At 64.7% G+C, this 24,779-nt stretch carries 26 protein-coding genes; 6 read left to right on the forward strand and 20 right to left on the reverse strand.

Annotated features, from left to right (window positions below; translation table 11 throughout):
• Positions 1 to 33: 33 nt before the first annotated feature.
• The 9 genes from P0R31_RS20710 to P0R31_RS20750 form a co-directional block, all read right to left on the reverse strand.
• Positions 34 to 1,281 (reverse strand): TCR/Tet family MFS transporter, encoded by a 1,248-nt coding sequence (locus tag P0R31_RS20710; RefSeq protein WP_275515922.1) that lies wholly within the window; start codon positions 1,279 to 1,281, stop codon positions 34 to 36.
• The gene (gene der, locus P0R31_RS20715) at positions 1,278 to 2,660 is read right to left on the reverse strand and encodes a ribosome biogenesis GTPase Der (protein WP_275515924.1); all 1,383 of its coding nucleotides are present in this window, start codon (positions 2,658 to 2,660) and stop codon (positions 1,278 to 1,280) included. The genes P0R31_RS20710 and der overlap by 4 nt, the downstream gene beginning before the upstream one ends.
• A 50-nt stretch (positions 2,661 to 2,710) precedes the next feature.
• Positions 2,711 to 3,274, reverse strand: a complete 564-nt coding sequence (locus P0R31_RS20720) for a hypothetical protein (RefSeq protein WP_275515926.1) — start codon at positions 3,272 to 3,274, stop codon at positions 2,711 to 2,713.
• 31 nt (positions 3,275 to 3,305) lie between these two features.
• The gene (locus P0R31_RS20725) at positions 3,306 to 3,959 is read right to left on the reverse strand and encodes a tetratricopeptide repeat protein (protein WP_225149491.1); all 654 of its coding nucleotides are present in this window, start codon (positions 3,957 to 3,959) and stop codon (positions 3,306 to 3,308) included.
• A gap of 166 nt (positions 3,960 to 4,125) precedes the next feature.
• Positions 4,126 to 5,718: a class I adenylate-forming enzyme family protein gene (locus P0R31_RS20730; RefSeq protein ID WP_275515927.1), complete on the reverse strand. Its 1,593-nt coding sequence runs from the start codon at positions 5,716 to 5,718 to the stop codon at positions 4,126 to 4,128.
• Positions 5,719 to 5,791: 73 nt separating this feature from the next.
• Entirely contained in the window at positions 5,792 to 6,376 is a 585-nt protein-coding gene (locus tag P0R31_RS20735) for an NnrU family protein (protein ID WP_275515928.1), read from the reverse strand.
• 70 nt (positions 6,377 to 6,446) lie between these two features.
• Complete coding sequence (locus P0R31_RS20740; protein ID WP_275515929.1) at positions 6,447 to 7,025, reverse strand: hypothetical protein; 579 nt, start codon at positions 7,023 to 7,025, stop codon at positions 6,447 to 6,449.
• A gap of 152 nt (positions 7,026 to 7,177) precedes the next feature.
• On the reverse strand, positions 7,178 to 8,155 hold the full coding sequence (locus tag P0R31_RS20745; protein WP_275515930.1) for an ABC transporter substrate-binding protein: 978 nt from the start codon (positions 8,153 to 8,155) through the stop codon (positions 7,178 to 7,180).
• 57 nt (positions 8,156 to 8,212) lie between these two features.
• Positions 8,213 to 9,835 carry a peptide chain release factor 3 gene (locus tag P0R31_RS20750; protein WP_275515932.1) on the reverse strand — a complete coding sequence of 541 codons (1,623 nt, stop codon included), beginning with the start codon at positions 9,833 to 9,835 and terminating at the stop codon, positions 8,213 to 8,215.
• A 221-nt stretch (positions 9,836 to 10,056) separates the two neighbouring features.
• Between P0R31_RS20750 and sugE the strand changes: the two genes are divergently transcribed.
• Complete coding sequence (sugE, locus tag P0R31_RS20755; RefSeq protein WP_275515933.1) at positions 10,057 to 10,371, forward strand: quaternary ammonium compound efflux SMR transporter SugE; 315 nt, start codon at positions 10,057 to 10,059, stop codon at positions 10,369 to 10,371.
• Here sugE and P0R31_RS20760 read toward each other — a convergent pair.
• From P0R31_RS20760 to P0R31_RS20790, 7 genes are all read right to left on the reverse strand, one after another.
• Complete coding sequence (locus tag P0R31_RS20760) at positions 10,364 to 11,368, reverse strand: inorganic phosphate transporter (RefSeq protein WP_275515934.1); 1,005 nt, start codon at positions 11,366 to 11,368, stop codon at positions 10,364 to 10,366. The genes sugE and P0R31_RS20760 overlap by 8 nt on opposite strands.
• 94 nt (positions 11,369 to 11,462) lie before the next feature.
• Positions 11,463 to 12,107 carry a DUF47 domain-containing protein gene (locus tag P0R31_RS20765; protein WP_275515935.1) on the reverse strand — a complete coding sequence of 215 codons (645 nt, stop codon included), beginning with the start codon at positions 12,105 to 12,107 and terminating at the stop codon, positions 11,463 to 11,465.
• A gap of 157 nt (positions 12,108 to 12,264) precedes the next feature.
• Positions 12,265 to 13,233 carry a branched-chain amino acid ABC transporter permease gene (locus P0R31_RS20770; RefSeq protein WP_275515936.1) on the reverse strand — a complete coding sequence of 323 codons (969 nt, stop codon included), beginning with the start codon at positions 13,231 to 13,233 and terminating at the stop codon, positions 12,265 to 12,267.
• Position 13,234: 1 nt separating this feature from the next.
• Positions 13,235 to 14,098, reverse strand: coding sequence for a branched-chain amino acid ABC transporter permease (locus tag P0R31_RS20775; protein WP_036000843.1), 864 nt, complete (start codon positions 14,096 to 14,098; stop codon positions 13,235 to 13,237).
• A 76-nt stretch (positions 14,099 to 14,174) separates the two neighbouring features.
• Positions 14,175 to 15,395 (reverse strand): ABC transporter substrate-binding protein, encoded by a 1,221-nt coding sequence (locus tag P0R31_RS20780; protein ID WP_275515938.1) that lies wholly within the window; start codon positions 15,393 to 15,395, stop codon positions 14,175 to 14,177.
• A gap of 56 nt (positions 15,396 to 15,451) precedes the next feature.
• Positions 15,452 to 16,198 (reverse strand): ABC transporter ATP-binding protein, encoded by a 747-nt coding sequence (locus P0R31_RS20785; RefSeq protein WP_275515939.1) that lies wholly within the window; start codon positions 16,196 to 16,198, stop codon positions 15,452 to 15,454.
• Positions 16,191 to 16,946 (reverse strand): ABC transporter ATP-binding protein, encoded by a 756-nt coding sequence (locus P0R31_RS20790; RefSeq protein ID WP_157284546.1) that lies wholly within the window; start codon positions 16,944 to 16,946, stop codon positions 16,191 to 16,193. The genes P0R31_RS20785 and P0R31_RS20790 overlap by 8 nt, the downstream gene beginning before the upstream one ends.
• 338 nt (positions 16,947 to 17,284) lie before the next feature.
• Between P0R31_RS20790 and P0R31_RS20795 the strand changes: the two genes are divergently transcribed.
• The gene (locus tag P0R31_RS20795) at positions 17,285 to 17,932 is read left to right on the forward strand and encodes a hypothetical protein (protein WP_275515941.1); all 648 of its coding nucleotides are present in this window, start codon (positions 17,285 to 17,287) and stop codon (positions 17,930 to 17,932) included.
• Positions 17,933 to 17,935: 3 nt separating this feature from the next.
• On the opposite strand, the gene P0R31_RS20800 is transcribed toward P0R31_RS20795, so the two are convergent.
• Complete coding sequence (locus tag P0R31_RS20800; RefSeq protein WP_036000881.1) at positions 17,936 to 18,295, reverse strand: ArsC family reductase; 360 nt, start codon at positions 18,293 to 18,295, stop codon at positions 17,936 to 17,938.
• A gap of 105 nt (positions 18,296 to 18,400) precedes the next feature.
• Between P0R31_RS20800 and P0R31_RS20805 the strand changes: the two genes are divergently transcribed.
• Complete coding sequence (locus P0R31_RS20805; RefSeq protein WP_275515942.1) at positions 18,401 to 18,772, forward strand: tRNA-binding protein; 372 nt, start codon at positions 18,401 to 18,403, stop codon at positions 18,770 to 18,772.
• A 7-nt stretch (positions 18,773 to 18,779) separates the two neighbouring features.
• Here P0R31_RS20805 and P0R31_RS20810 read toward each other — a convergent pair whose 3' ends face one another.
• Entirely contained in the window at positions 18,780 to 19,520 is a 741-nt protein-coding gene (locus P0R31_RS20810; RefSeq protein ID WP_275515943.1) for a glutathione S-transferase family protein, read from the reverse strand.
• 77 nt (positions 19,521 to 19,597) lie between these two features.
• Positions 19,598 to 19,744, reverse strand: coding sequence for a hypothetical protein (locus P0R31_RS20815; RefSeq protein ID WP_275515944.1), 147 nt, complete (start codon positions 19,742 to 19,744; stop codon positions 19,598 to 19,600).
• Between the two features lie 166 nt (positions 19,745 to 19,910).
• Between P0R31_RS20815 and P0R31_RS20820 the strand changes: the two genes are divergently transcribed.
• On the forward strand, positions 19,911 to 20,120 hold the full coding sequence (locus P0R31_RS20820) for a hypothetical protein (RefSeq protein WP_275515945.1): 210 nt from the start codon (positions 19,911 to 19,913) through the stop codon (positions 20,118 to 20,120).
• Between the two features lie 6 nt (positions 20,121 to 20,126).
• Here P0R31_RS20820 and P0R31_RS20825 read toward each other — a convergent pair whose 3' ends face one another.
• The gene (locus P0R31_RS20825; RefSeq protein ID WP_275515947.1) at positions 20,127 to 20,798 is read right to left on the reverse strand and encodes a DUF429 domain-containing protein; all 672 of its coding nucleotides are present in this window, start codon (positions 20,796 to 20,798) and stop codon (positions 20,127 to 20,129) included.
• Positions 20,799 to 21,978: 1,180 nt separating this feature from the next.
• Between P0R31_RS20825 and P0R31_RS20830 the strand changes: the two genes are divergently transcribed.
• Together P0R31_RS20830 and P0R31_RS20835 are read left to right on the forward strand one after the other, a co-directional pair.
• Positions 21,979 to 23,304 (forward strand): TROVE domain-containing protein, encoded by a 1,326-nt coding sequence (locus tag P0R31_RS20830; protein ID WP_275515948.1) that lies wholly within the window; start codon positions 21,979 to 21,981, stop codon positions 23,302 to 23,304.
• Positions 23,305 to 23,416: 112 nt separating this feature from the next.
• Positions 23,417 to 24,757, forward strand: coding sequence for an RtcB family protein (locus tag P0R31_RS20835; RefSeq protein WP_275515949.1), 1,341 nt, complete (start codon positions 23,417 to 23,419; stop codon positions 24,755 to 24,757).
• Positions 24,758 to 24,779: the final 22 nt, after the last annotated feature.

A 24,779-nucleotide genomic window follows, 5' to 3' on the forward strand; every position in this document is an offset into this window, starting at 1 on the left:
GATGGCCGGGACAAGCCCGGCCATGACGAACAATCACGTATTCCTGGTCGCACCCAGCGACCGCACCGCGATCGCCACGCACACCACCATCAGCACCGCGGCGAGCAGGAACGGTGCGCCGGGCAGATGCAGCGGCGCGCTGGCGCCGATGAAATAGGAAAATGTCAGCGTGAACAGGAACGGGCCGACGAGCTGCGACACGCTCTGCACGCTCGCGGTCGCGCCCTGCAGCTGGCCCTGCTGATCCGGCGCGACGAGCCGCGTCATCAGCGCTTGCGAGGCGGCACCGGAGATGCCCCACAGAGCCAGAATGGGAATCCCGAGCCAGGATAGCGGTCCGGTCGGCGCGGCGCCGAGGACCACGAAGCCGACCGCGCCACAGCAGAGGCCGAGCAGGAGCGCGTTGCGCTCGCCAAGCGCGCGCACGATGGGGCCGATCGCAAAGCCCTGCACCACCATGGCGCAGATGCCGACCATGGCGAGCGTCAGGCCCACCGTCTTGGCATCCCAGCCGTAGCGATAGGTCGCGTAGAGCACAAAGGTCGAGGGCAGCACGACGTGCGCGACCTGCGCGATGAAATTGACGATCGACAACGCGGCCAGCACCGCGTTGGAGCGCAGCAGATGCAGCGCGCCGAGCGGATTGGCGCTGCGCCAGCGCAGCGCCGCGCGCTTGTCGGGCGCAAGCGACTCCGGCAGCACGAACAGGCCATAGAGCGCGTTGGCGAAGCTCAGGGCCGCCGCGGCCCAGAACGGCAGGCGCGGATCGATATCGCCGAGCAGGCCGCCGAGCGCCGGCCCCAAGATGAAGCCGGCGCCGAAGGCCGCACCGATCCGGCCGAAGACCGCCGCACGCCGTTCCGGCGGCGTGATGTCGGCGATATAGGCGAAGGCGGTCGAGATGCTCGCCGAGGTGATGCCGGAGACCACGCGGCCGATGAACAGCCACGCAAGCGACGGCGCCAGCGCCATCAAGACGTAATCGGCCGCGAGCCCGAAATTCGACAGCAGCACCACTGGCCGCCGTCCGAAACGGTCGGACAGCGCACCAAGCACCGGCGAGAACACGAACTGCATCAAGGCCCAGGCGGTGCCGAACAGGCCGAAGATCCGCGCCGCACGTGCGGTGTCGTTGTCGACGAAGCTCTCGATCAGCTTCGGCAGGACCGGCATGATCACGCCGAGCGCGACCATGTCGAGCAGGATGGTGACGAAGATGAAGACGACCGCGCCACGGCGGGCCGGCGCTGCGTGCTGCACCACCGCCTCGCCGTCGCTCACGACGGCCGCTTGCGCTTGTGCGCGAACGGATTGGCCTTCTCGCGCAGCGTGATGCGCACCGGCGTACCCGGCAGCTCGAAGGTCTCGCGCATGGAATTGGTGAGATAGCGCAAGTAGGATTGCGGCACGGCGTCCGCGCGCGAGCAGAACAGCACGAAGCTCGGCGGGCGCGCCTTGGTCTGGGTGATGTAGTTCAGCTTCAGCCTGCGGCCGGAGACAGCGGGCGGCGGGTTGGCCTGGATCGCCTGCTCGAACCAGCGATTGAGCGCCGAGGTCGGCACGCGCCTGTTCCAGATCGCATAGGCATCCTGGATCGCCTGCATCAGGCGATCGATGCCCTCGCCCATCAGACCCGAGACGGCGACGATGGGCACGCCCTTGAGCTGCGGCAGCCAATGATCGGCATCGCGGCGCAGGCCCGAGATCGCGCCGCCGCCCTTGGTCTCCATCAGATCCCATTTGTTGACGGCGAGCACGACCGCCCGTCCCTCGCGCTCGATCAGGTCGGCAATGCGCAGGTCCTGCTCCTCGAAGCGGTTCTGCGAATCCATCATCAGCACGACGACCTCGGCAAAGCGCACCGCGCGCAGTGCGTCCGCAACCGACAGCTTTTCCAGCTTCTCCTCGATGCGCGAGCGCCGGCGCAGGCCCGCGGTGTCGAAGACGCGGAAATCGCGGCCCTTCCAGTTGATCTCGACCGCTATGGAATCGCGCGTGGTGCCGGCCTCCGGGCTCGTCAGCAGGCGCTCCTCGCCGAGCAGATGGTTGATCAGGGTCGACTTGCCGGCATTGGGCCGGCCGACGATCGCGACCCGGATCGGGCGCGTCGCCGCCTCTTCCTCCGAGATCGGCGCGTCGTCCTCATCGTCATCTTCCTCGACGGGTTCGGGCATCAGCTTGGCCAGGGCATCGTAGAGCTCGCCCATGCCCTCGCCGTGCTCGGCCGAGATCTGGATGGGATCGCCGAGGCCGAGCGCAAAGGATTCCATCGCGCCGGCATCGCCATGCTTGCCTTCGCTCTTGTTGGCGACCAGCAGCACCGGCTTGTCGGCCTTGCGGGCGAAATCGGCGAAGGCGCGATCGGTCGGTGTCAGGCCGATGCGGGCGTCGATGACAAAGAACAGCGCGTCGGCCTGCGCGATCGCGGTCTCGGTCTGCTCCTGCATGCGCGCGGTCAGCGAGCCCCTGGCGCCCTCGTCGAGGCCGGCGGTGTCGATGATGGTGAAGCGGAGGTCACCCAGCCTGGCCTCGCCTTCGCGGCGGTCGCGGGTGACGCCCGGCAGATCATCGACCAGCGCGAGCTTCTGCCCAACCAGGCGGTTGAACAGCGTCGACTTGCCGACATTGGGCCGGCCGATGATGGCGATCGTGAAGGACATCGGTCATTCGTGCGCTGCCGGGGCTGCGCCTGTCAATGCAACGGGAAATATCAGCGCGAGAAGCTGCCGCTCGGCAGCGGTGCCGGGAAGGCGCTCTGCGATTGCTGCTGGGGGGGCTTGGTCGGCTGCGCCTGCTGGGTCGGCTGCGCCTGCTGGGCCGGCTGATCCGGCGGCGGCGCGGTGGTGCGCCTGCGGACGATCTTGTGCTTGGGCGGCGGAGCGGACGTCGCGGGCGCTGCCTCCGGCTGCGCCTCGCCATCGACCTCACCGGCGGGTGCTTCGCCCGGCGCGGCGGCCGTGGCGGGCTGCCTGGTCTGCTTTGCCTTGGCCCCCTTCGCCGGCTTGGCCGGCTCGGGCTCGGCAGGCAATGCCGCGACGGCAGGTGCGTTGGGATCGGGCTGCTGCTGCTGTGCGCCTTTGTACAGGTCCCTCGGCACGCCCTGCTCGAGCCCCGGCACGCCCTCGGGGAAGACCGGCTTGCGGTCGCCCGGCAGCTTCTTCTTGGTGTCGAGGAAGTCGAGCAGATCGCTCGGATCGAAGCTGGAGCAGCCGCCCAGGACGCCGGTGAAGGCGATCAGGACGGCGGCTGCGATCAAGCGTGGCGTGCGGCGCATCTTGGTGTCTCGTTACGTCAGAGAACCGTCGTCAGCTTTTGGCGACGGGTGGCAACAAAGCCTGAAGCGCCTCGGCGCGAGAGCGCAGGCCGGGCGGTGTTTCGCCGTCTCCGTCAATCGCCTCGAGCCATTTGCGGGCTGCAGTCATGTCGTTGTTACGCCAGGCCGACAGCGCCAGCATCTCGCGGGCGGTGTGGCGGAAGGTCGATTTCGGCGCGGCGGAAGCTTCCAGCCGCTGCTGGATGTCGGCATAGCCGGCGCTGTCGAGCAGGAGCCCCGCGGCGCGGATCTTGGCCAGATCCTGCCACTCGCCGCCAATGCTGCGGTCGGCGGCGATGTCGTCATACATCTTCGCGGCCGCCTTGGGATCGCGGCTCGCGGCCTCGGCCGCAGCACGCAGCCGCGCCAGGGTGCGATAGCCGGACGGCGCCTTGGCGGCGAGCTCGGTGAAGGCCTTCTCGGCGTCCTCGTGCTTGCCCTGCTCGGACAGCTCGGCGGCCTTCTCGAAAGCGGCGCCCGCCTCGGCGGCCTTCTTGGCCTCCAGGTACCTATAACCCTGCCAGCCACCTGCGCCGGCGACGATCAGCACCATCAACGCGATGAAGTAGATCGAATACTTGTCCCACAGCTTCTTGAACTGTTCGCGACGTACTTCCTCGTTTACTTCGTCAAATAATTCAGACACTTATGCCAATCCCATGCCCATCCGGGTGCGCGCGCCAAAGCGTTCGCGTCAGGAATCCCGTCCCCGTGTGGCGGCGAGGTAGCCTAACGATATGGCGGTGGCAAGGCAAAGCGAGCCCGATCAAGGCGTTAACCACCCGGGACATCCCCGGATGCCCCTGCCCGGCTCAAGCTCCCAGCAGCTCCCGCAGCTGGCGCTTCAGCACCTTGCCGTTGGCGTTGCGCGGCAGCGGGTCTGCCGTGATCGCCATGGTTTCGGGAACCTTGTAGTCGGACAGGCGCTCGGCGCACCAGGCGCGCAGGTCCGTATCGGTCACCGGCTGTCGCGTCACCACCACGGCATGGACGCGCTCGCCCAGCACCGGGCAAGGCCTGGCAATGATCGCGCTCTCGACCACGGCGGGATGGCCGGCCAGCACGGATTCGACCTCGGCCGAATAGATCTTCAGGCCTCCGCGATTGATCATGTCCTTCTGCCGGTCGAACACGCGAACGAATCCTTCCGCATCGACCGAGCCGAGATCGCCGGAATGCCAGAATCCGCCCGTAAAGCTTTCGGCGGTGGCCTTCGGGTTATTCCAGTAGCCCTTGATCACGGAGGCGCCCTGGATCCAGAGCTCGCCGATCTCGCCGGGAGGCAGCTCGCGCCCGTCCGGGCCCATCACAGCGATGCGCGCGCCGGGACACGGCAGACCGACGCTGTCGATGTGGCTCTCGGTCAGCTCGCCCGGCATGATGGTCGAGGGCGAGGTCGTCTCGGTCGCGCCGTAGCAGTTCATCAGCTTCAGGCCGGGAATCTTCGCCTTGAGCTTCTCGATGGTGGCGACCGGCATCGGCGCGCCGCCGAAGCCGCCGATGCGCCAGCTCGAGAGATCATAGCCGTCGAAATCGGGCTGGAGCAGGCAGAGATTGTACATCGCCGGCACCATCACCGTGTAGGTGACGCGCTCGCGCGCGGCGAGCTTGAGGTAATCGGCGGCCTTGAACTCCGGCATGATGATCAGCGCGCCGCCGCAGCGGATCATGGTGGTGATGTTGGCGACGACGCCCGTGACATGGCCGAGCGGCACCGCTGCGATCGAGCGATCGGTTTGCGTCAATTGCAGGCAGGACACGAACACCATCGAGGAATGGACGATGTTGCAATGGGCCAGCATCGCGCCCTTCGGCTTGCCCGTGGTGCCGGAGGTGTAGAGGATCATCGCGGTGTCCTCTTCGCTCACCTCGATCGGCGCCGATGCCGGCGGGTTGTCGGCGAGCACTGCGAAACGCGACAGAGCCGGATCATCGGCGACTGCGATGCGGTGGATCACGTCGGGCACATCATGCGCATCGGGCAGCCGCTCGGCGAGCGCGGCTTCGTGGATCAGGATCTTGGCACCGCAATCCGCGAGCACATAGGCGATCTCCGGCTTCTGCTGGCGCGTGCTGAGCAGCACGGTGACGAGCCCTTCATGCGCGGCGGCAAACAGCAGCAGCGGAAATTCGATGCGATTGCCGAGCAGGATGGCAACGCGATCGCCACGCTGCAATCCCAGCTTGCGAAATCCGGCAGCGATCCGCGCGGCTTGCTCCATTGTTTGCCGCCAGCTCAGGCGGACATTGCCGCAAATCAACGCTTCGCCATCGGCATTGCGGCCGCATGCCTCCGCGATCATCGCCCAGAGGCTCGATGGCCGATCAAGAAATGCCGGCACAACCCGATCGCCAAACCGCGCCTCGAGCCGCATCGGCGGGATCTGAGCTCGCGACCAGTCCATGGGGATGCCCTCGGCTTGTTGCTCTTGTTATCTTCCCCGCATGGACATGCGGGTTTCGTCTTGTGCTGACCGGCTAGACCCCGATCACGGGCACGCCGATCACCACCGGATGGAACGCGAAGGCCAGGGCCAGATAGGCGACCACGCCGACCGCGACGGCGATCAGATCGTTGGTCGGGCCGCCGACCGGAATCGGCGGGGCACCGGCGTCGGTGCGAGCTTTCAGCGAGATGCGGTCAAAGACCGCCCAGGCGAGGAACGAGCCGAACAGGATGATGGAGCCGAGATCGCCATTGGCGAGCAGATGCGCCGCCGCCCACAGCTTGATGCCGGCCAGCATCGGATGCTTCAGCGTCGCATAGATGCGGCCACGCATGTAGGACGCCACCACGAGGATGACTGCAGGCAGCATCAAGGCCAACGTGATGTGCTTCATCGCCTTCGGCGGATACCAGACGTCGATCCAGCCGGAGCTGCGGTAATGGGCATAGCCCCAGATGATCAGCGCCAGCCCCGCCAGCGAGACCAGCGAATAGATGATCTTGTAGGTCCCCTCGCCCAGTCTCGCGATCGCCTGCGCGCGCGCCTCTCGTTTGGTTGTGAAAATATGGGACGCAAAAAACAGCACCAGCCCCAGGATCATGACCAGCAGACCCACGACATCCTCCCCACAAAGCAGCCCCCATCACTGAGGTATCATCGATTGGCCGATGGTCGCAACTCGCGCGCTATTTGCCGGGCTCCCGATTGTCGACATAACGGATTGCGATGGGTCGACCGGCCAACGCCCCGCCGAGACCGCTGGTAAACTTCAACGGCAGACAGGCCTTCAGCGATGCATTGATGGCGTTCAGATAGGTCGTCCGGGTGTCCGCCGGCACACCCGCAGTCGCGTATGTGAGGCGCGGCGGACCGATCAGGCTGCCGTTCTTGTTGAAGCTGAAACGCACCGACATCTGCATGCCCGCCCGCGCATGGTCCGATGGCGGCGACCAGCAGCTGCGCAGCGCGGCGAAGAGGTCGCCGATCGTGTCGAGATCGTGATCGGGCTTCCGGTATTTGGCGCGGTCGGCCTCGGCAGGCGCGCTCTCGATCGTGAGCTGGAGGTTCTGACCGTAAGGATAGTCGATCTCGGGAATGCAGGGGCCGGGCTCGAGCGGACTGCAATAGGACGGCGTGCAGGGCTCGCCGTCGAGCACGCTGCATGGCTCGTGCGCGAACGGAATCGGATTGATCTGGCGTCGCTGCGCGTCGGCGGCGATCGAGGTCATTGCCAGCAAGGCAAGAACAAGAATGCAGCGCCACATGTACCGGGACCGCAATGGCATTTGCAACAGGTGGCGATGGCTATGAAAGGTTCAAGGCTGGCCGCGATGCGACGACGGCCCTGCCGGAAGATACTCCTGAGCCAAAACCCCCTTTCGAGACGGAGCAGGCCCGTCGAGACCGCAAATTCGCTTCACTCGACAATCTGATCCGCTTGCGCCACCAGCGTGGGCGGTACACTCAGTCCCAGCGCATTGGCTGTCTTGAGATTGAGCAGGAACTGGAATTCATTCGGCTGCTGGACTGGCAAATCGGCGGGCCGAGCTCCTCTCAAGACGCGGTCGACATAGTCCGCCGATCGACCGACCAGCTGCGAAACCGAGACTCCATAGGACATCAGCCCGCCGTCCGTGACGAAGAAGGAAAATGGATACATTGCCGGCAGACGGCGCGCGGCCGCCAAGTCGAGAATCAATCGACGGTGAACGAGTGGAAATGCGTCGGGAAATATCAGCAGCCCGCCGTCTGGCTGCTCTGCAAAGCGGGAGATCGCCTGTTCGAGCTCGGCGGCATTGTGCGCGGGTGCCGGAACGAGCTGGAGCTGGACCGCCGGAATGGCCGCCTCCACGGACGGCATCAAGATCATGGGTGCTGTTCGCGGATTGAAGACCGCGGCGACCCTTCGTATCGTCGGTGCCGCCTGCTTGAGCAATTGCAGCCACTTGCCGGCCATTTCAGGCTCGAAAGTCGTGAAGCCTGTAATGTTTCCGCCCGGCTTGCCCAGGCTTTGAACGAAACCGGCACCCACTGGATCGGCCACGACCGAGAATACAATCGGCAAGGTCGGTGCGCGTCGCCTCAAGGCTTCCACGGACGGAGTGCCGATTGCCAGAAGCACGTCCGGCCGCATCTCCACCAGCTCGGCCGCCAGAGTATCCGCCAGATTCGGATCGCCGGCCCACCAGCGATATTCGATATGGATATTGCGTCCCTGCTCCCAACCGAGTTCACCGAGACGCTGTCTCAGCTTCTGGTAGCCCGCCTGGCTCTCCGAATCGCTGGCCCGACCTCCCGCCAGCGCACAGATTCGCCGCACATGACCTTGCGCGGATGCGCCACACGGGTATGCCGCCGCGCCTGCAGCGAGCATGATGAATTCGCGCCGCCTCATGACCGTCGACCTCGCTATGCGTTGCCGTCCTGCATCACGGAGAACGTCCGGGAAACATTACCCCTTCTTCTTGACGTCCTTGACGTTGCTGAACTCGATGCCCTCGGCGCGCTCCCGGGTGTAGCCGAGGTAGAACTCGTTCCGGGCGAGATAGACGGGATCGCCGTCGACATCGTCGGCAATGCTCGAATTATTGGCGGCGATGAAGCTGTCGAGCTTCTTGCGGTCCTCCGAGGAGACCCAGCGCGCCAGCTGGAACTCGCTGACCTCGAACTCGACCGGCAGCGAGTATTCCGCCTCGAGCCGCGCCTTGAGCACATCGAGCTGCAGCGCGCCGACCACGCCGACCAGCGCCGGGGCGCCGTCGCGGGGGCGGAACACCTGCACCACGCCCTCTTCCGACATCTGCTGCAGCGCTTCCTTCAGCTTCTTCGCCTTCATCGCGTCGGTGAGGCGGACGCGGCGGACGATTTCCGGCGCAAAGCTCGGCACGCCGACGAAGTTGAAATCCTCCCCTTCCGTCAGCGTGTCGCCGATGCGCAGCGTGCCGTGGTTGGGAATGCCGACGACGTCGCCGGCGAAGGCTTCGTCCGCGACCGAGCGGTCCTGCGCGAAGAAGAATTGCGGGCTCGACAGCGGCATGCTCTTGCCGGTGCGCACGAGCTTGGCTTTCATGCCGCGGCTGAGCTTGCCCGAGCACAGGCGCGCAAACGCGATGCGGTCGCGGTGGTTGGGATCCATGTTGGCCTGGATCTTGAACACGAAGGCGCTCATCCTGGGATCGGTGGCCTCGACCTTGCGCTGGTCGCTGTCCTGCGCGCGCGGCTCGGGCGCGAACTTGCCGAGACCCTCCAGGAGGTCGCCGACGCCGAAATTGCGCAGCGCGCTGCCGAAATAGACCGGCGTCAGATGGCCTTCGCGAAACGCGTCCAGCTCGAACGGCTTCGACGCCTCGGTGACGAGCTCGAGCTCGTCCTTCACGGCGGAGACGTCGAGATTGGCGTTGAGTTTGGCGAGCTCCTCGATCGCGATCTGTTGCGCCGCGCCGGTCTTGGCGCCGCCGCCTTCGAGCAGGCGCACGCCGCCATCGACGACGTCATAGGTGCCGAGGAAGTCGCGGCCGCGGCCGACCGGCCAGGTCATCGGCGTGGTGTCGAGCGCCAGCGTCTTCTCGATTTCGTCGAGCAGCTCGAACACGTCGCGGCTCTCGCGGTCCATCTTGTTGATGAAGGTGATGATCGGGATGTCGCGCAGGCGGCACACCTCGAACAACTTTCGGGTGCGCGCCTCGATACCCTTGGCCGCGTCGATCACCATCACGGCGGAATCGACCGCCGTCAGCGTGCGATAGGTGTCTTCCGAAAAGTCCTCGTGGCCCGGCGTGTCCAAGAGGTTGAAGACGAGGCCCTCGAACTCGAAGGTCATCACCGAGGTCACCACCGAGATGCCGCGTTCGCGCTCGATCTTCATCCAGTCAGATCGGGTGTTGCGACGCTCGCCCTTGGCCTTGACCTGGCCGGCGAGGTTGATGGCGCCGCCGAACAGCAGCAGCTTTTCGGTCAGCGTGGTCTTGCCGGCGTCGGGGTGGGAGATGATCGCGAAGGTCCGCCGCCGCGCCACCTCGGCGGCAAGCGGGGAACGGGCCGGCGATTCGGCTGTGGTGGTGGCGATGTCGGACATGGCGGGAGCGTGTGGCAGGGAAAACGGGCCTGATCAAGCCTCATTTGGTGATTGCGGAGACTTCCGGCCAGCCCCATATCGGCGCTTGGATATATCAGTCCTGGATATATCAGACTTGGATATATCAGACTTGGATAAATCAGACTTGGGGGAGGACGGCCTCCCCTGCCCATCAGCACCTCAGCCGCGGGGACGACCCTGCCTTGAATGGGGGGGTCGTCATGGCCTGGAGCATCCTGTTCGTCGCCGGTCTTCTCGAGATCACCTGGGCGATCGGCCTGAAATACACCGAGGGTTTTACCAGGCTTGTTCCGTCCGCGGTCACGCTCGCGGCCATGGCCGGCAGCGTCATCCTGCTCGGATTTGCGCTCAAATCCCTGCCCGTGGGAACCGCCTATGCGGTCTGGACCGGCATCGGCGCGGTCGGCACCGCGACGCTCGGCATCATCCTGTTCGGCGAGCCGGCGACGGCCTTCCGCCTCGCCAGCATCGGCCTGATCGTCGCCGGCATCATCGGACTGAAGCTCGTCAATTGACGAGCTGGACCACCCACCAGGTCAGCGCGGCCACGATGGCTGACGCCGGGATCGTGATCACCCAGGCATAGACGATCGAGCTGGCGACGTTCCAGCGCACGGCCGAGACGCGGCGGGCGGCACCGACGCCGACGATAGCGCCGGTGATGGTGTGGGTGGTCGAGACGGGAACCCCGAGATAGGTCGCCATGAACAGGGTCACCGCGCCTCCCGTCTCGGCGCAAAAGCCCTGCATCGGGGTCAATTTCGTGATCCGCAGGCCCATGGTGCGGACGATGCGCCAGCCGCCCATCAGCGTACCCAGCGCCATCGCCGCCTGGCAGGACAGCACCACCCAGAACGGCACCGAGAACTCGCTGCCGAGATGGCCCTGCGAATAGAGCAACACCGCGATGATGCCCATGGTTTTCTGCGCGTCGTTGCCGCCATGGCCGAGCGAATAGAGCGACGCGGAGACGAATTGCAGGATGCGGAAGGCGCGGTCGACCGCGAACGGCGTCGAGCGCACCGAGGCCCAGGACACGATCGCAACCAGCGCCATTGCGAGCAGGAAGCCAACCAGCGGCGACAGCACGATCGCCAGCACTGTCTTGGACAGGCCGCTCCACACCGTGGCCGAAATACCGGCCTTGGCCAAGCCGCCGCCGACGAGCCCGCCGATCAGCGCGTGCGACGACGACGATGGAATGCCGAGCGCCCAGGTCACGAGGTTCCAGACGATGGCGCCGACGAGGGCTGCGAAGATCACCTGGGCGTCGACGACCGCGGGATCGATGATACCGGTGCCGATGGTCTGGGCGACGTGCAGCCCGAACACCAGGAAGGCGATGAAATTGAAGAACGCGGCCCAGAACACCGCGAATTGCGGCCGCAGCACGCGGGTGGAGACGATGGTCGCGATCGAATTGGCGGCGTCGTGCAGGCCGTTCAGGAAATCGAACAGCAGCGCGACAGCGATCAAGCCGACCAGGACGGGAAGACCCAATGCGGCATCCACGGCGAGGCCCCTACGCTTTGCGCATGATCGCCGCGCAAACGCGTTCCGCGTTTGTCGCGAAGGAAAACCGCTGCACACTTTTCCGGATCATGCGCTAAACTTGCTCAATGACGATGCTGTTGATTTCGTTCGCAACGTCATCGAAACGGTCGGCCACCTTCTCGAGATGGTCGTAGATCTCGACCCCGACGATGAAATCCATCGCATTGCCGTCGCGATGCTTGAGGAACAGCTCCTTCAGGCCGATATCGTGGAGATCGTCGACCCGGCCCTCGAGCTTGCCAAGCTCCTCGGTGATCGCGGTCAGCATGGCGACGTTCTTGCCGATCTCCTGCATCAGCGGCAGCGCACGGCCGACCAGATTGGCGCATTCGATCAAGAGTCCGCCGATCTCGCGCATCGGCGGCTCGAAGCTGCGCACCTCGAACAGCATCACGGCCTTGGCCGTCTGCTGCATCTGGTCGATGGCATCGTCCAGCGACGTGATCAGGTTCTTGATGTCGCCGCGGTCGAACGGGGTGATGAAGGTGCGGCGTACCGCCGTCAGCACCTCGCGGGTGACGTTGTCGGCGTCGTTCTCGAACTGGTTGACGCGCTGGCAATAGACCGGCGTCTCCTCGCCCCCGTTGAGCATGCCCTGGAGCGCGAGCGCGCCCTGGATCACGGTCTGGGCATGCCGGTCGAACAGGTCGAAGAACCGCTCTTCCCTGGGCAGGAACGCACGAAACCATCGCATCATGGGGGTAGGCTACCGGTTGGAAAATGGTCAGGCCCGTGAGGGCTGTCATAAAACTGTCATAGACCATTTTCGATCCGCGCGCGTGTCGCCTCACGCCCGCGGACCCCGGTCATCCACCGCTTTCATGCATCAATGAAATTGATGCAATATCAGTCACTTAGAGCGAGCGACGGAAGTAATGCGCGATTTCGCCGACGACGCCGCGGCGGAAGGTGAGCACGCAGACCACGAAGATCGCGCCCTGGATCACCGTCACCCATTGGCCGAAGCCCGCCAGATATTGCTGCATGGCGATGATCACGAAGGCGCCGACCACGGGACCGAAAACGGTGCCGAGCCCGCCGACCAGCGTCATCAGCACGACCTCGCCCGACATCGTCCAGTGCACGTCGGTGAGCGAGGCGTTTTGCGCCACGAATACCTTCAGCGCACCGGCAAAGCCGGCGAGCGTCCCCGACAGCACGAAGGCCAGGAACTTGTATTGGTCGGTGCGGTAGCCGAGCGAGATCGCGCGCTGCTCGTTCTCGCGGATCGACTTCAGCACCTCGCCGAACGGCGAGTTGATGATGCGGAAGATCAGGAGGAAGCCGGCGAGGAAGCCGACCAGCACGACATAATACAGCACCGTCGGCTTGGACAGATCGAGCACGCCGAACATGCGTCCCTGCGGGATGCCCTGGATGCCGTCCTCACCATGGGTGAACGGGGCCTGGAGATAGATGAAGTACAGGAGCTGCGACAGCGCCAGCGTGATCATCGAGAAATAGATGCCCTGGCGGCGGATCGAGATGTAGCCGGTGACGATCGACAGCACGAACGCCGCGGCGACGCCGACGAGAATGCCGAGCTCGGGCGGCAGTGCCCAGACCTTCAGCGCATGCGCGCTGCAATAGCCGGCCGTGCCTAAGAACATCGCGTGGCCGAACGACAGCAAGCCGCCATAGCCGACCAGCAGATTGAAGGCGCAGGCGAGCAGCGCAAAGCACAGCGCCTGCATTACGAAGAAGGGGTAGACGCCCGTGAACGGCACCGCTGCGAGCAGCAGCGCCATCACTGCGAATACAATCATCTCGTCGCGCATGGCACGCGGGGTCACAGGAAGCGTGTCGTCCGTCAGGGTTGTCATCTCAGGCCGCCCTTCCCGTCAATCCCGTCGGCTTCACCAGCAGCACCAGCACCATCAGCACGAACACGACGGTGTTGGACGCCTCGGGGTAGAAATACTTGGTCAGGCCCTCGATCACGCCGAGCGCAAAGCCGGTGATGATGGAGCCCATGATCGAGCCCATGCCGCCGATCACCACCACCGCGAACACGACGATGATGAGGTCGGCGCCCATCAGCGGCCGCACCTGGTTGATCGGCGCCGACAGCACGCCGGCGAGCGCGGCAAGGCCGACGCCGAGACCGTAAGTGAGCGTGATCATGCGCGGCACGTTGATGCCGAAGGCACGCACCAGCGTCGGATTTTCGGTGGCGGCGCGCAGGTAGGCGCCGAGCTGCGTCTTCTCGATCAAAAACCAGGTCGCAAGGCACACCGCCAGCGAGAACACGACGACCCAGCCGCGGTAGATCGGCAGGAACATGAAGCCGAGATTCATGCCGCCCCTGAGCTGGTCGGGAATGGCATAAGGCAGACCCGAGGAGCCGAAATAGTTCTGGAACACGCCCTGCACGATCAGCGCGATGCCGAAGGTCAGGAGCAGGCCGTAGAGATGATCGAGCCCGGTCAGCCATTGCAGCATGGTCCGTTCCAGGATCATGCCGAAGATGCCGACGATGATCGGCGCCAGCAGCAGCGCCCACCAATAGTTGATGCCGCCGAGGTTCAACAGGAAATAGGCGACGAAGGCGCCCATCATGTAGAGCGCGCCATGGGCGAAATTGATGATGTTGAGCATGCCGAAGATGACGGCAAGCCCGAGACTGAGCAGCGCGTAGAACGAGCCGTTGATCAGTCCCACCAGTAGCTGAGCGTAAAGAGCCTGCATCGATCCCGCACCCGGTCCCTTCTCGTCGTTCCCCAAAAGCAAGCCGGCGCCGTTGCGCCGGCTCGCATCGTCACACTTACTTCTTCACGAGCGGACAGACGCTCTCGGACAGCGGTCGGAACGCCTGATCCGCGGCCGTCGTGCCGATCAGCTTGTAATAGTCCCAGGGCCCCTTGGATTCCTCGGGCTTCTTGACCTCGAACAGATAGGCCGGATGCAGCTTGCGGCCGTCGGCGCGGATCGTTCCCTTGCCGAACAGCGCATCGTCGGTCGGCATCTCCTTCATCTTGGCGACCACCTTGGCCCCGTCATGCGGGTTGCCGCCCATCGCCTCCAGCGCCTTGAAATAGTGCAGCAGGCCCGAATAGACGCCGGCCTGCACCATCGAAGGCATCGCCTTGTTCTTCATGCGCTCGGAAAAGCGCTTGGAAAAGGCGCGCGTGCCGTCATTCAGGTCCCAGTAGAAGGTCTCGGTGAAGTTCAGCCCCTGGGCGACCTTCAATCCGAGCGCATGGACGTCGGTGATGAACAGCAGCAGACCCGCGAGCTTCTGGCCGCCCGAGACGATGCCGAACTCCGCCGCCTGCTTGATCGTGTTGGTGGTGTCGCCGCCGGCATTCGCCATGCCCACGATCTTGGCCTTCGACGCTTGCGCCTGGAGCAGGAAGGAGGAGAAATCCGCCGTGTTGAGCGGATGCTTGACCGTGCCGATCACCTTGCCGCCCGATTTCAGGACCACGGCGGTGGTGTCACGCTCGAGCGCGTGGCCAAAGGCGTAGTCCGCGGTCAGAAAGTACCAGGTGTCGCCGCCGGCCTTCACCAGCGCCTGTCCCGTGCTGTTGGCCAGCATGTAGGTGTCGTAGACCCAGTGGATCGTGTTCGGCGAACACTGCGCATTGGTCAGGTCGGACGTCGCCGCGCCCGTGTCGATCAGAATCGAATTCTTCTCCTTGACGACATTGTTGACCGCGAGCGCCACGCCCGAGTTCAGCACGTCCATGAAGACGTCGACCTTCTCGACATCGATCCATTGCCGCGCAATCGCAGTCCCGATATCCGGCTTGTTCTGGTGGTCGGCCGAAACCAGGTCGACCTTCCACCCCTTCGCGGTCAGGCCGGAATCCTCGATGGCCATCTGCGCTGCCAATGTCGAGCCCGGCCCGCCGAGATCGGCATAGAGGCCGGAATTGTCGGTGAGCACGCCGATCTTGATGGTCTTGTCTTGCGCCATCGCCGCGCTCGCACCCGCCAGTGCGATGGCGGTGCCGAGCAACATCGTCGAAATGATCCGTCTCATGATCGCTCCCAATACTCTCTCGTTATGCTCATCAGTAAAATTCGCCCACCCGGCGCTCAGACGCCGAGATAGGTGTGGAGCTTGTCCATGTTGGCGGCAAGCTCCGAATTGGAAAACCCGTCAATGATCTTGCCGTGCTCGACCACGTAGTAGCGGTCGGCGACGGTGGAGGCGAAGCGGAAGTTCTGCTCGACCAGGAGGATGGTGAAGCCCTCCTTCTTGAGCCGCGTAATGGTATGGCCGATCTGCTGGATGATGACGGGTGCAAGACCCTCGGTCGGCTCGTCCAGCATCAGGAAGCTCGCACCGGTGCGCAGGATGCGCGCGATCGCCAGCATCTGCTGCTCGCCGCCCGACAGCTTGGTGCCCTGGCTGTTCAGCCGCTCCTTCAGGTTCGGGAACAGCTCGAAGATCTGGTCGAGCGGCAAACCGCCTTCGCGGACAACCGGCGGCAGCATCAAATTCTCGCGGACGTCGAGGCTGGAGAATATGCCCCGCTCTTCCGGACAGAAGGCGACGCCCATGCGCGCGATTCTGTCGGAGGTCGCGCGGATGATCTCCTGGTTGTTGAACTTCACCGAGCCGGTGCGCTTGCCGATGATGCCCATGATCGACTTCAGCGTCGTCGTCTTGCCGGCGCCGTTGCGCCCGAGCAGGGTGACGACCTCGCCCGCGTTCACGTCGAAGTTGATCCCGTGCAGGATGTGGGACTCGCCGTACCAGGCTTCCAAGTTGCGGACTTGCAGGATGTTCCCGCCGGTCGCAGCCCTGGCCGGAGCCTCGGCGATCGCTGGATCAGGCATGACCGGCTCCCAGGTAAGCTTCCTTGACGCGCTCGTCCTTGGTGAGCTCGGAGTAATGGCCCTGCGCGAGCACCTGCCCGCGCGTCAGCACGGTGATGATGTCGGAGAGGTTGGCCACGACGCTTAAGTTATGCTCGACCATCAGGATGGTGTATTTCGCGGAGATACGCTTGATCAGCGCCGCGATCTTGTCGATGTCCTCGTGGCCCATGCCGGCCATCGGCTCGTCGAGCAGCATCATCTCCGGGTCGAGCGCCAGCGTGGTCGCGATCTCGAGCGCGCGCTTGCGCCCATAGGGCATCTCGACCGCGGGCGTGTTGGCGAACTCGCTGAGGCCGACGTCGCTCAAAAGCTCGCGGGCGCGATCGTTGAAGCGGTTGAGCACGGTCTTGGAGCGCCAGAAATCGAACGAGGAGCCATGCTGGCGCTGCAGCGCGACACGGACGTTCTCGAGCGCAGTGAGATGGGGAAACACCGCCGAAATCTGGAACGAACGGACCAGCCCCATGCGGGCCACATCCGCCGGCGCCATCGCGGTGATGTCCTGCCCCTTGTACAGGATTTTCCCGGCCGATGGCTTGAGGAACTTGGTCAGGAGATTGAAGCAGGTCGTCTTGCCGGCCCCGTTCGGGCCGATCAACGCATGAATGCTCCCACGGCGAACCTTGAGCGCAACGTCGCGGACGGCGAAGAAGCCCGCGAACTCCTTGGTCAAGCCTTCCGTTTCGAGAATGAACTCATCGGCCAAACAGTTTTCCCCCTGCCCGCGCGGCGCGTGGCTGTCCTTGTTGCTTCGGCTGTCCGGAGGACTTGCAGCCCACCGGGGCGCCGCCTCCGGGCGCGGAATATGCCGGAGGTGACGGGGGTTAGGCAAGGCGGAAAGCTGAGCAGGTCAGGCCTCCGGCCGGGGTCCAAATGCTCCCTTAGTCGCAGAGGTCGATGTCGTGCCTGCCCGGCCTTTCCGGTTCGCAAGGCACCGGCCATCAAGCTGTCGTTAACGGTCTTTCGTCTCCCGCGCCAGCCTTCATCGAAAATTTTCCCGCAAGCCCGATCATCCCGGGGTTTTCACGCGCGGAGAATATTGTCTTGGATTTTGCAAGCGCGGCTCCCTCCGTCGTCAAGTCGATCCGGCAGCGTGATCTCCTCAACACGTGGCTGCGACTTTATGCGCGCCAGCAGATCGCTCCGGCGATCTGGGAGTATCAGCCCGCGCGGCTCGAGGAGGAGCTGTCGGATCTCATCTATTATACGGTGGAGCTTTCGACGCCGACGCCGCGTCTGGTCATCCAGAGCGAGGGCACGCGCATCTCGCGCGCCTATGGGCATACCGGCAAGGGCGTTTCGCTCGATGATTACGTCGGGCCGCGGCTCGCACCGCACGTGGTGCCGATCTATCATGAATGCGTCGCGCGCGGCCTTCCGGTCTACAGCGTTGCCCACGTCGACGACACCTATGGCCGCATCGTCGCGTATGAGCGGCTGCTGCTGCCGTTCCTGACCGACGGCAAGGTCAGCCACGTCATCGCGTCAGTAAAGACCTTCTGCGAGGACGGCGGCTTCGAGATCAAGAATCTGATGCGCGGAAATGACGCGCTGCCGCGCCCGAAGCTGCGGGCCGTGATCGATCGCGAGCTGTTTCATCGCGCCCCCGGCCGCATCGCACCCGCCGACCCGGTCGAGTTCTCGGACCAGCCGGGCCCCGCCATCTCCAACGAGATCATTGAGCTGAACTAGCCGTCAGCGCGCTTTGCCGCCGACCTCCTTGGCATAGATATCCGGCTTGAAGCCGACCAACAGCTTGCCGCCGATTTCGAGCACCGGCCGCTTGATCATCGATGGTTGCGCTAGCATCAAGGCCAGCGCCTTCTTCTCGGTGAGGCCTTCCTTGTCGGAGTCGGGCAGCTTCTTGAAGGTCGTCCCGGCGCGATTGAGCAGGGTCTCCCAACCGACCTTGTCGCTCCACTGCTTCAGCCTGTCCTTCTCGACACCCGCCGCCTTGTAGTCGTGAAACGCGTAAGCCACGCCATGGCCATCGAGCCAGGCGCGGGCCTTCTTCATGGTGTCGCAGTTCTTGATGCCGTAGATGATGGTGGGCAAGACGGTCCTCGCGCATGGCGTAGCGGTGATGTGCGTGGCGTTGTACGAAACTCCGCGTCGCGCGACAATGTCGCGAGACGCGTCACCCCACCGAACGGACATCCCATGCACGTCACCCACGATCCCGCAGCGGCGGCCGCACCGACCATCGACTTCGACACTTTCCTCGCGGTCGATGTCCGGGTCGGCACCATCGTCGACGCCAAACCGTTTCCGGAGGCGCGCAAGCCGGCCTGGCGGCTGTGGATCGATTTCGGCCCCGCCATCGGCGTGCGCAAGAGCTCGGCCCAGATCACCGAAAACCACCCGCTCGAAAGTCTCGTGGGCCAACAGGTCGCGGCCGTCGTCAATTTCCCGCCGCGCCAGATCGGCCCGGCCGTCTCCGAAGTGCTGACGCTCGGCTTTCCCGATGCCGACGGCAAGGTCGTGCTGGTGCAGCCGAGCAAGCCGGTGCCGAACGGCGGACGGCTGTTCTAGGGATGGCTTACGGCCGCTGCGGAATGGTCAATCCGCGCTGCACCGCCGGGCGCGCAAGCCCGCGCTCGAGCCAGGCGCCGACCGACTTGAACTGGGTGAACCCGACAAGATCGCCGGCGCCGTAGAAGCCGATGAGATTGCGCACCCAGCCGAGCATGGAGATGTCGGCGATGGTGTAGTCCTCGTCCATGAACCATTGCCGGCCGGCGAGATGCGCATCCATCACGCCGAGCAGGCGCCTGGACTCGTTGACGTAGCGTTCGAGCGGCCGCTTGTCCTCGTAGTCCTTGCCGGCGAATTTGTGGAAGAAGCCGACCTGGCCGAACATCGGCCCGACGCCGCCCATCTGGAAGTGCAACCATTGCAGCGTCTGATAACGCCGCGCGGCATCCTGTGGCAGCAGCTTGCCGGTCTTCTCCGCGAGATATTGCAGGATCGCCCCGGACTCAAACAGCGCCAATGGCTTCCTGTCGCGGGGGCCGTTGGGATCGAGGATTGCCGGAATCTTGCCGTTGGGATTGAGCGAGAGAAACTCCGGCGTCTTCTGGTCGTCCTTGCCGAAGTCGACGAGATGCGGTTCGTACGGAAGCCCGATCTCCTCCAGCATGATCGAAACCTTGACGCCGTTCGGCGTCGGCAAGGAATAGAGCTGGAGTAATTCCGGGTGCTTGGCTGGCCAGCGCCGGGTGATCGGAAAGACTGACAGACGGTCCCAGTTGGGGACAGGAGTGGCGGTCAGATCGGACATCGGGACCTTGGGTGCATGGACTGAGGCGTGCTCAATCTAGGCAAGATACCGCACCGCGCAAGTCACTTCCGGCTGTGCTAAGGCGGCAGTGTCGCCATCGCCACGAACGGGGGCATTGCTTCATACTGCAGCCGAGACTCGATGAACCGTTGACCCGTGATCAGCAGCAGGGCCGTAAAGGCAATCGCGAGCATCGCGGTCGCCAATTGGCACACGTCGTACATGGTATTTAATATCCCTCGACAGCCTCGGGCGTAGAACGTCGGCTCAGGCGCCACGTTCCAGGCGGCAACAAAATATTGCTATTTTTTCCCGATCTCGCTGCGACGGCATCGCTCTGTTCCGGCGGCTCCCAACGGGACCAATGGCCGCCTCGCGCGTTGTCGCTCGATGAACATCGAGAAACGCGCCCTGCTCGACCACGCCGAACGCTGTCGCCGCGTCGCGAACGATCTCACGCACAGCAAAGCCGCGCAGCGGTTGCGGGCGATGGCCGACGAGTACGAAGCGCGAGCAACAAGACTGGACGAAGACGTCCGCTCGACGCCAAGCCGCAAGAGTCGCCGCCAGCTGGAAGGTAAAGGCGAGCGGCAAGGCTGATCGCCTTCAGAAGTTGATCTCCATCCGTAGTCCGCGCGTATCGGCCGTGCCGTCACCAACGGATTGCGTGCTGTCGCGCGCTGCGACGGCGCAGGCGCAGGCGTCGATGAGATCATCGCGGCCGATCCCTGTGCCGTGGCGCAGCGTGAGCCATCTCTCGACCGCAGTGAAGCCGCGGTCTCTCAAAAGCGCGATACGCTGCTCTCGCCCGCGCGGCGAGGTCTTCGGTTCGAGCCGCACGCGCCCTGCCAGATTCCAGAAGATCAATTCCGGATGCGCTTCGCCGATCGTCGCCTGCCGCGCCGGCGTCATGGCCTCGTCGACCTGCCTCATCTTGTCCCTGATATTCCAGAGTTGCGCCGATACGCCCCTGCCCTCGCCTTCGTGCGTCCAGTAATGGCGATTGGCCGCCGCCATGTCAGGAAATCTCCAGAGGTCGCGGCGTGCGCCGAGAAACACGGCAGGGCCGATCAGCTCGCGTGCGCGCAAATCACAGGCGCGGTAGCCGCTCGCGTTTAGTCCGATCGGCATGTCGATCATCGCGCGGGCGTGCGGCATTGCGAGCAGACGCGTCAAGCCAGGCGAATAATCGAAGCCTTGATCGCCGCGCTCATCGATCCACGCTGCGACCCAGCCAAAGCGAAATCCGTCGAGCCCCAAATAGTTTTTGCAAGTCATGCGTCCGTCAATTTCAGTTTCCGCGCGCGTCTCACTTGACATCCGCAAGTTGCGGGCGTATGTCCCGCGCCCTCGCAAGCACTTCCGTTTGCGACAGACACCATGAACCTAGCGATGTCGCACCGCTACGAAAGAATTGTCCGCATGCCGAATAGCCCCAAGCTATTCGATTGCGCATGCCCGGCTCATGGGAGCGATCTTGCCTGACCGCAAAGATCGACAGTCCGCTTCTCACGGACCCTCCCGAGCCTGCCGCTCCGGAGGGTTTTTTGTTGCCCGCCGCGCGGCCCTACAGAACAACCCGGCATCGGCCGGAACGGGAGACCCGGATCCCGGGGCTCGCGCTGAGAAGGCGCGTGCCCAAGCGCGCGGGGCCTGCCGGAGGGAACGAGGCGATGAGCCGGACACCGATGGCAGAGCGAACCCGAAGGGTTCGCAACATGCGGCGCGTCGACAGCGCCGCGATAGAATTTTCTTAAGATCAACCGACGCTGGTGGTGAAGATGTCGGATACTTCCCCACACGGCAAAGCGGGTATGCCTCCCGCCTTTGACCCACGCACCGGGATGCGGCCTCGGAAAAGGTACGCACGCGGCCCGGCGCAGGTCCATCCGCAAGGACGGTCCTGCGTTGTCGTCACTGAAGCCGATATCGCCCGTTCCCCAGCGTATCCCTCAACGGCCGGTGCGAAAGCATCGGCCCGGCGGTGGTGAAGGTCTCTGTTACTTCATGGTAAAGGCGCGAAAGCGCCGAGCAGGTTCGACTCCTGCGCGCCGAAAGGCGGATCGCCCGCAAGGGCAGCAACAGCATCGACCGTTCCCCGCCAACCCATCACGATCCGTGGTGAAGATTTCTGTTACTTCGCCTGCAACGCGAGAGGTCGCGGGTTCGAATCCCGCCCGGTGTTCCATGCACCGGTAGCTCAGAGGATAGAGCGCTTTCCGGCAAGCTTCGGCTCGCCGGGTACAGCAATCGCCCGTTCCCGGATCGTGTCCCCTTTAGCCACCGCCGGTGGTGAAGAGTGCTGTTACTTCGTGATCACACTGTCGAAGGTTCGACTCCTTCCGGACGAAAGTCCGTAGCTCAGCGGTAGAGCATGTGGAGCCCCTCGTGGGCAGTACAGCCTCGCCTGTTCCCCGGCACCGTTTCCATTCCCCCAATCACCACAGAGGAGGCCGTCATGGTCAGGCTCAACAAGATCGTTCGCGCCTTCACGCGTGAGGGTGCCCGCGCCATCCGCTTCACCCCTGAGATGGAGCTGAAGCGCGCGCTGATGAACTGCCTCCTGTGGGAGGACCAGTTCTATGAGGACGGCATTGCGATCGCCGACCGCATCAAGGCCCTCGTGCCCAAGGTCGCGCCGAAGCGCGTTGCGCAGCTCGCGATCGAAGCCCGCGAGGTAATGAAGCTGCGGCACGCACCGCTGCTCGTCATCCGCGAGATGGCCCGGAACGAGAAGCACCGCGCCCTCGTCGCTGACACGCTCGCTCAGGTAATCCAGCGCCCCGACGAGATGACGGAGCTGCTCGCGATCTACTGGGCGGATGCGCTGGGGCCGATGCAGCAGCGCAAGCGCCAGCCGGTCTCGGCACAGGTGAAGAAGGGTCTTGCCCGCGCGCTGACCAAGTTCGACGCCTATCAGCTCGCGAAGTGGGACCGCGACGGCGCGGTGCGGATCAGGGACGTCTTGTTCCTTGTGCACGCCAAGCCGAAAAACGCCGAGCAGGCGAAGGTGTGGAAGCAGCTCGTCGATGGCGAGCTCGCCTCCCCCGACACCTGGGAGGTTTCGCTCTCGGCCGGCAAGAACAAGCGCGAGACCTTCGAGCGGCTGATTGCCGAGCGAAAGCTCGGCGGCCTGGCGCTGCTGCGCAATCTGCGCCTGATGCAGGCTGCGCAGGTCCCGCGCGAGACCATCGCAGGCGCGATCGAGGCAATGCGGACGGATCGTATCCTTCCCTACCGCTTCATCACGGCGGCGCGCTATGCGCCGGACTTCGAGCCCGAGCTCGAGGCTGCGATGCTCAAGTCGGTCAAGGACCATGTGCGGCTTCCCGGCCGCACCCGGCTCCTGATCGACGTGTCGGGCTCGATGTTCGCGACCCTCTCCGCGCAGTCTGAAATGACGCGCGCGGAGGCGGCGTGTGGCCTTGCCATTCTCGCGCGCGAGATCTGCGACGAGGTCGAGATCTTCACCTTCAGCAATGAAGTCGTGAAGGTCCCGCCCCGCCGCGGCTTCGCGCTGAGGGATGCGATCATCAACTCGCAGCCGCATGGCGGAACCTATCTCGGCAAGGCCGTGACTGAGATCGATCGCAAAGGCGATCGCCTGATCGTCTTCACCGACGAGCAGAGCCACGACCAGGTGCCCGAGCCGAAGGCGCGCGGCACCATGGTCAACGTGGCCTCGTATCAGCACGGTGTCGGTCACGGCGCCTGGACCCGCGTCAACGGCTTCTCCGAGGCCGTGGTCGCGTGGATCGCGGCGTCGGAGACGGCGTTGAACTGATGCGCAACGACAACGGCCCCGGACGCGAGCTGCGCCCGGGGCCTTCCGAAATCTCTGAAATGATCCGCCCGCCCCGTTATGGTGCGCGCGGAAATGGCAAGGACCTGCGACAATGCGACGACCCGATCCCTACATGGAACGCGCCCGCGAGCTCTGCCTCGCCGCCGGTGTCGATCCCGACTCGCGCGTCGGCGAAGGACGCGGCCAGCCGGCTTGGTGCCTGTACAAGGACGCCGCGCGCAAGGAGCATCTTGCCCGCGAGGCCAATGCGACCGCGAGCTCGATCGCCGAATTCCGGACGCAGGACGCCCGTTTCCAGAATGCGCCGCTGAAGGTGTTCGGCCCGCACGAGGACGCCACGATCGCGCAGATGCGCAACTGCATGGCCATCGGCAACGTCGTCTCCGGCGTGATCTGCGCCGACGGCCATCTCGGCTATGCGCAGCCGGTCGGCGGGGTCATCGCCTATGAGAAGCAGATCAGCATCTCCGGCGTCGGCTTCGACATCGGCTGCGGCAACATGGCGGCTCGGCTCGACACGCGCTTCGACGACATCGCGGGAATCGCTCCCACGATCATCCGCGACGTCGCCAAGGTGATCTCGTTCGGCGTCGGCCGTGCCAACGCGGAACGGGCCGAGCACGACCTGTTCGACGACGGCGACGCCTGGCGCGAAAGCGACATGGAGGACTACCGTCAGAAGGCGGTGAAGCAGCTCGGCACGGTCGGATCGGGCAACCACTATGTCGACCTCATGCGCGACGAGGAAGGCTTCGTCTGGATCGGCGTCCACTTCGGAAGCCGCGGCCTGGGACACACCTCCGCGACGCGCTACCTCAAGGCCGCCGGCGGCAAGGACGGCATGAACGTCCCGCCCGCCGTGGTCGACGAGGACAGCGAGCTCGGCCGCCGCTACATCGCTGCGATGCAGCTCGCCGGGCGTTACGCCTATGCTGGCCGCGAGTGGGTGGTCGAGCGCGTCCGCCGGATCATCGGCGGCAGCGTGACCGAGAGCGTGCACAACCACCACAATTATGCCTGGCGTGAGACCCACGACGGCAAGGATTTGTGGGTGGTGCGCAAGGGCGCGACGCCGGCGTTTCCCGGCCAGAAGGGGTTCGTCGGCGGCTCGATGGGCGACGACGCCGTCATTCTCGAAGGCGTCGACAGCCCGGAAGCCAAGGCCTCGCTCTACTCGACCGTGCACGGCGCCGGCCGCCTGTTCGGACGGCGTGAGGCGAAGCGGCGCTTCTCGCGCGAGGAGATGGACAGCTGGCTGAACGAGCGCGGCGTCACCTTGATCGGTGCCGACCTCGACGAGAGCCCGATGGCCTATCGCCGCCTGCCGGACGTGCTGGCACAGCATGCCGGCACCGTGCGGGTGCTGCACACGCTACGGCCGTTCGCCGTCGCCATGGCCGGCGAAGGCGAGTTCGATCCGTGGAAGGACTAAAGCGAAGGCGTGGGCGGGAGGC

Source organism: Bradyrhizobium yuanmingense (assembly GCF_029167105.1).
In the GTDB taxonomy this organism is placed as follows: Bacteria; Pseudomonadota; Alphaproteobacteria; order Rhizobiales; family Xanthobacteraceae; genus Bradyrhizobium; species Bradyrhizobium yuanmingense_A.

What these genes read in the sequence shown, in the direction of transcription:
- der (WP_275515924.1), bottom strand. Translation starts at nt 2,660, where the DNA reads ATGTCCTTCACGATCGCCATCATCGGCCGGCCCAATGTCGGCAAGTCG.
- P0R31_RS20720 (WP_275515926.1), bottom strand. Translation starts at nt 3,274, where the DNA reads ATGCGCCGCACGCCACGCTTGATCGCAGCCGCCGTCCTGATCGCCTTC.
- P0R31_RS20730 (WP_275515927.1), bottom strand. Translation starts at nt 5,718, where the DNA reads ATGGACTGGTCGCGAGCTCAGATCCCGCCGATGCGGCTCGAGGCGCGG.
- P0R31_RS20740 (WP_275515929.1), bottom strand. Translation starts at nt 7,025, where the DNA reads ATGTGGCGCTGCATTCTTGTTCTTGCCTTGCTGGCAATGACCTCGATC.
- P0R31_RS20745 (WP_275515930.1), bottom strand. Translation starts at nt 8,155, where the DNA reads ATGAGGCGGCGCGAATTCATCATGCTCGCTGCAGGCGCGGCGGCATAC.
- P0R31_RS20750 (WP_275515932.1), bottom strand. Translation starts at nt 9,835, where the DNA reads ATGTCCGACATCGCCACCACCACAGCCGAATCGCCGGCCCGTTCCCCG.
- sugE (WP_275515933.1), top strand. Translation starts at nt 10,057, where the DNA reads ATGGCCTGGAGCATCCTGTTCGTCGCCGGTCTTCTCGAGATCACCTGG.
- P0R31_RS20765 (WP_275515935.1), bottom strand. Translation starts at nt 12,107, where the DNA reads ATGATGCGATGGTTTCGTGCGTTCCTGCCCAGGGAAGAGCGGTTCTTC.
- P0R31_RS20770 (WP_275515936.1), bottom strand. Translation starts at nt 13,233, where the DNA reads ATGACAACCCTGACGGACGACACGCTTCCTGTGACCCCGCGTGCCATG.
- P0R31_RS20775 (WP_036000843.1), bottom strand. Translation starts at nt 14,098, where the DNA reads ATGCAGGCTCTTTACGCTCAGCTACTGGTGGGACTGATCAACGGCTCG.
- P0R31_RS20780 (WP_275515938.1), bottom strand. Translation starts at nt 15,395, where the DNA reads ATGAGACGGATCATTTCGACGATGTTGCTCGGCACCGCCATCGCACTG.
- P0R31_RS20785 (WP_275515939.1), bottom strand. Translation starts at nt 16,198, where the DNA reads ATGCCTGATCCAGCGATCGCCGAGGCTCCGGCCAGGGCTGCGACCGGC.
- P0R31_RS20805 (WP_275515942.1), top strand. Translation starts at nt 18,401, where the DNA reads ATGCACGTCACCCACGATCCCGCAGCGGCGGCCGCACCGACCATCGAC.
- P0R31_RS20810 (WP_275515943.1), bottom strand. Translation starts at nt 19,520, where the DNA reads ATGTCCGATCTGACCGCCACTCCTGTCCCCAACTGGGACCGTCTGTCA.
- P0R31_RS20815 (WP_275515944.1), bottom strand. Translation starts at nt 19,744, where the DNA reads ATGTACGACGTGTGCCAATTGGCGACCGCGATGCTCGCGATTGCCTTT.
- P0R31_RS20820 (WP_275515945.1), top strand. Translation starts at nt 19,911, where the DNA reads ATGAACATCGAGAAACGCGCCCTGCTCGACCACGCCGAACGCTGTCGC.
- P0R31_RS20825 (WP_275515947.1), bottom strand. Translation starts at nt 20,798, where the DNA reads ATGACTTGCAAAAACTATTTGGGGCTCGACGGATTTCGCTTTGGCTGG.
- P0R31_RS20830 (WP_275515948.1), top strand. Translation starts at nt 21,979, where the DNA reads ATGGTCAGGCTCAACAAGATCGTTCGCGCCTTCACGCGTGAGGGTGCC.
- P0R31_RS20835 (WP_275515949.1), top strand. Translation starts at nt 23,417, where the DNA reads ATGCGACGACCCGATCCCTACATGGAACGCGCCCGCGAGCTCTGCCTC.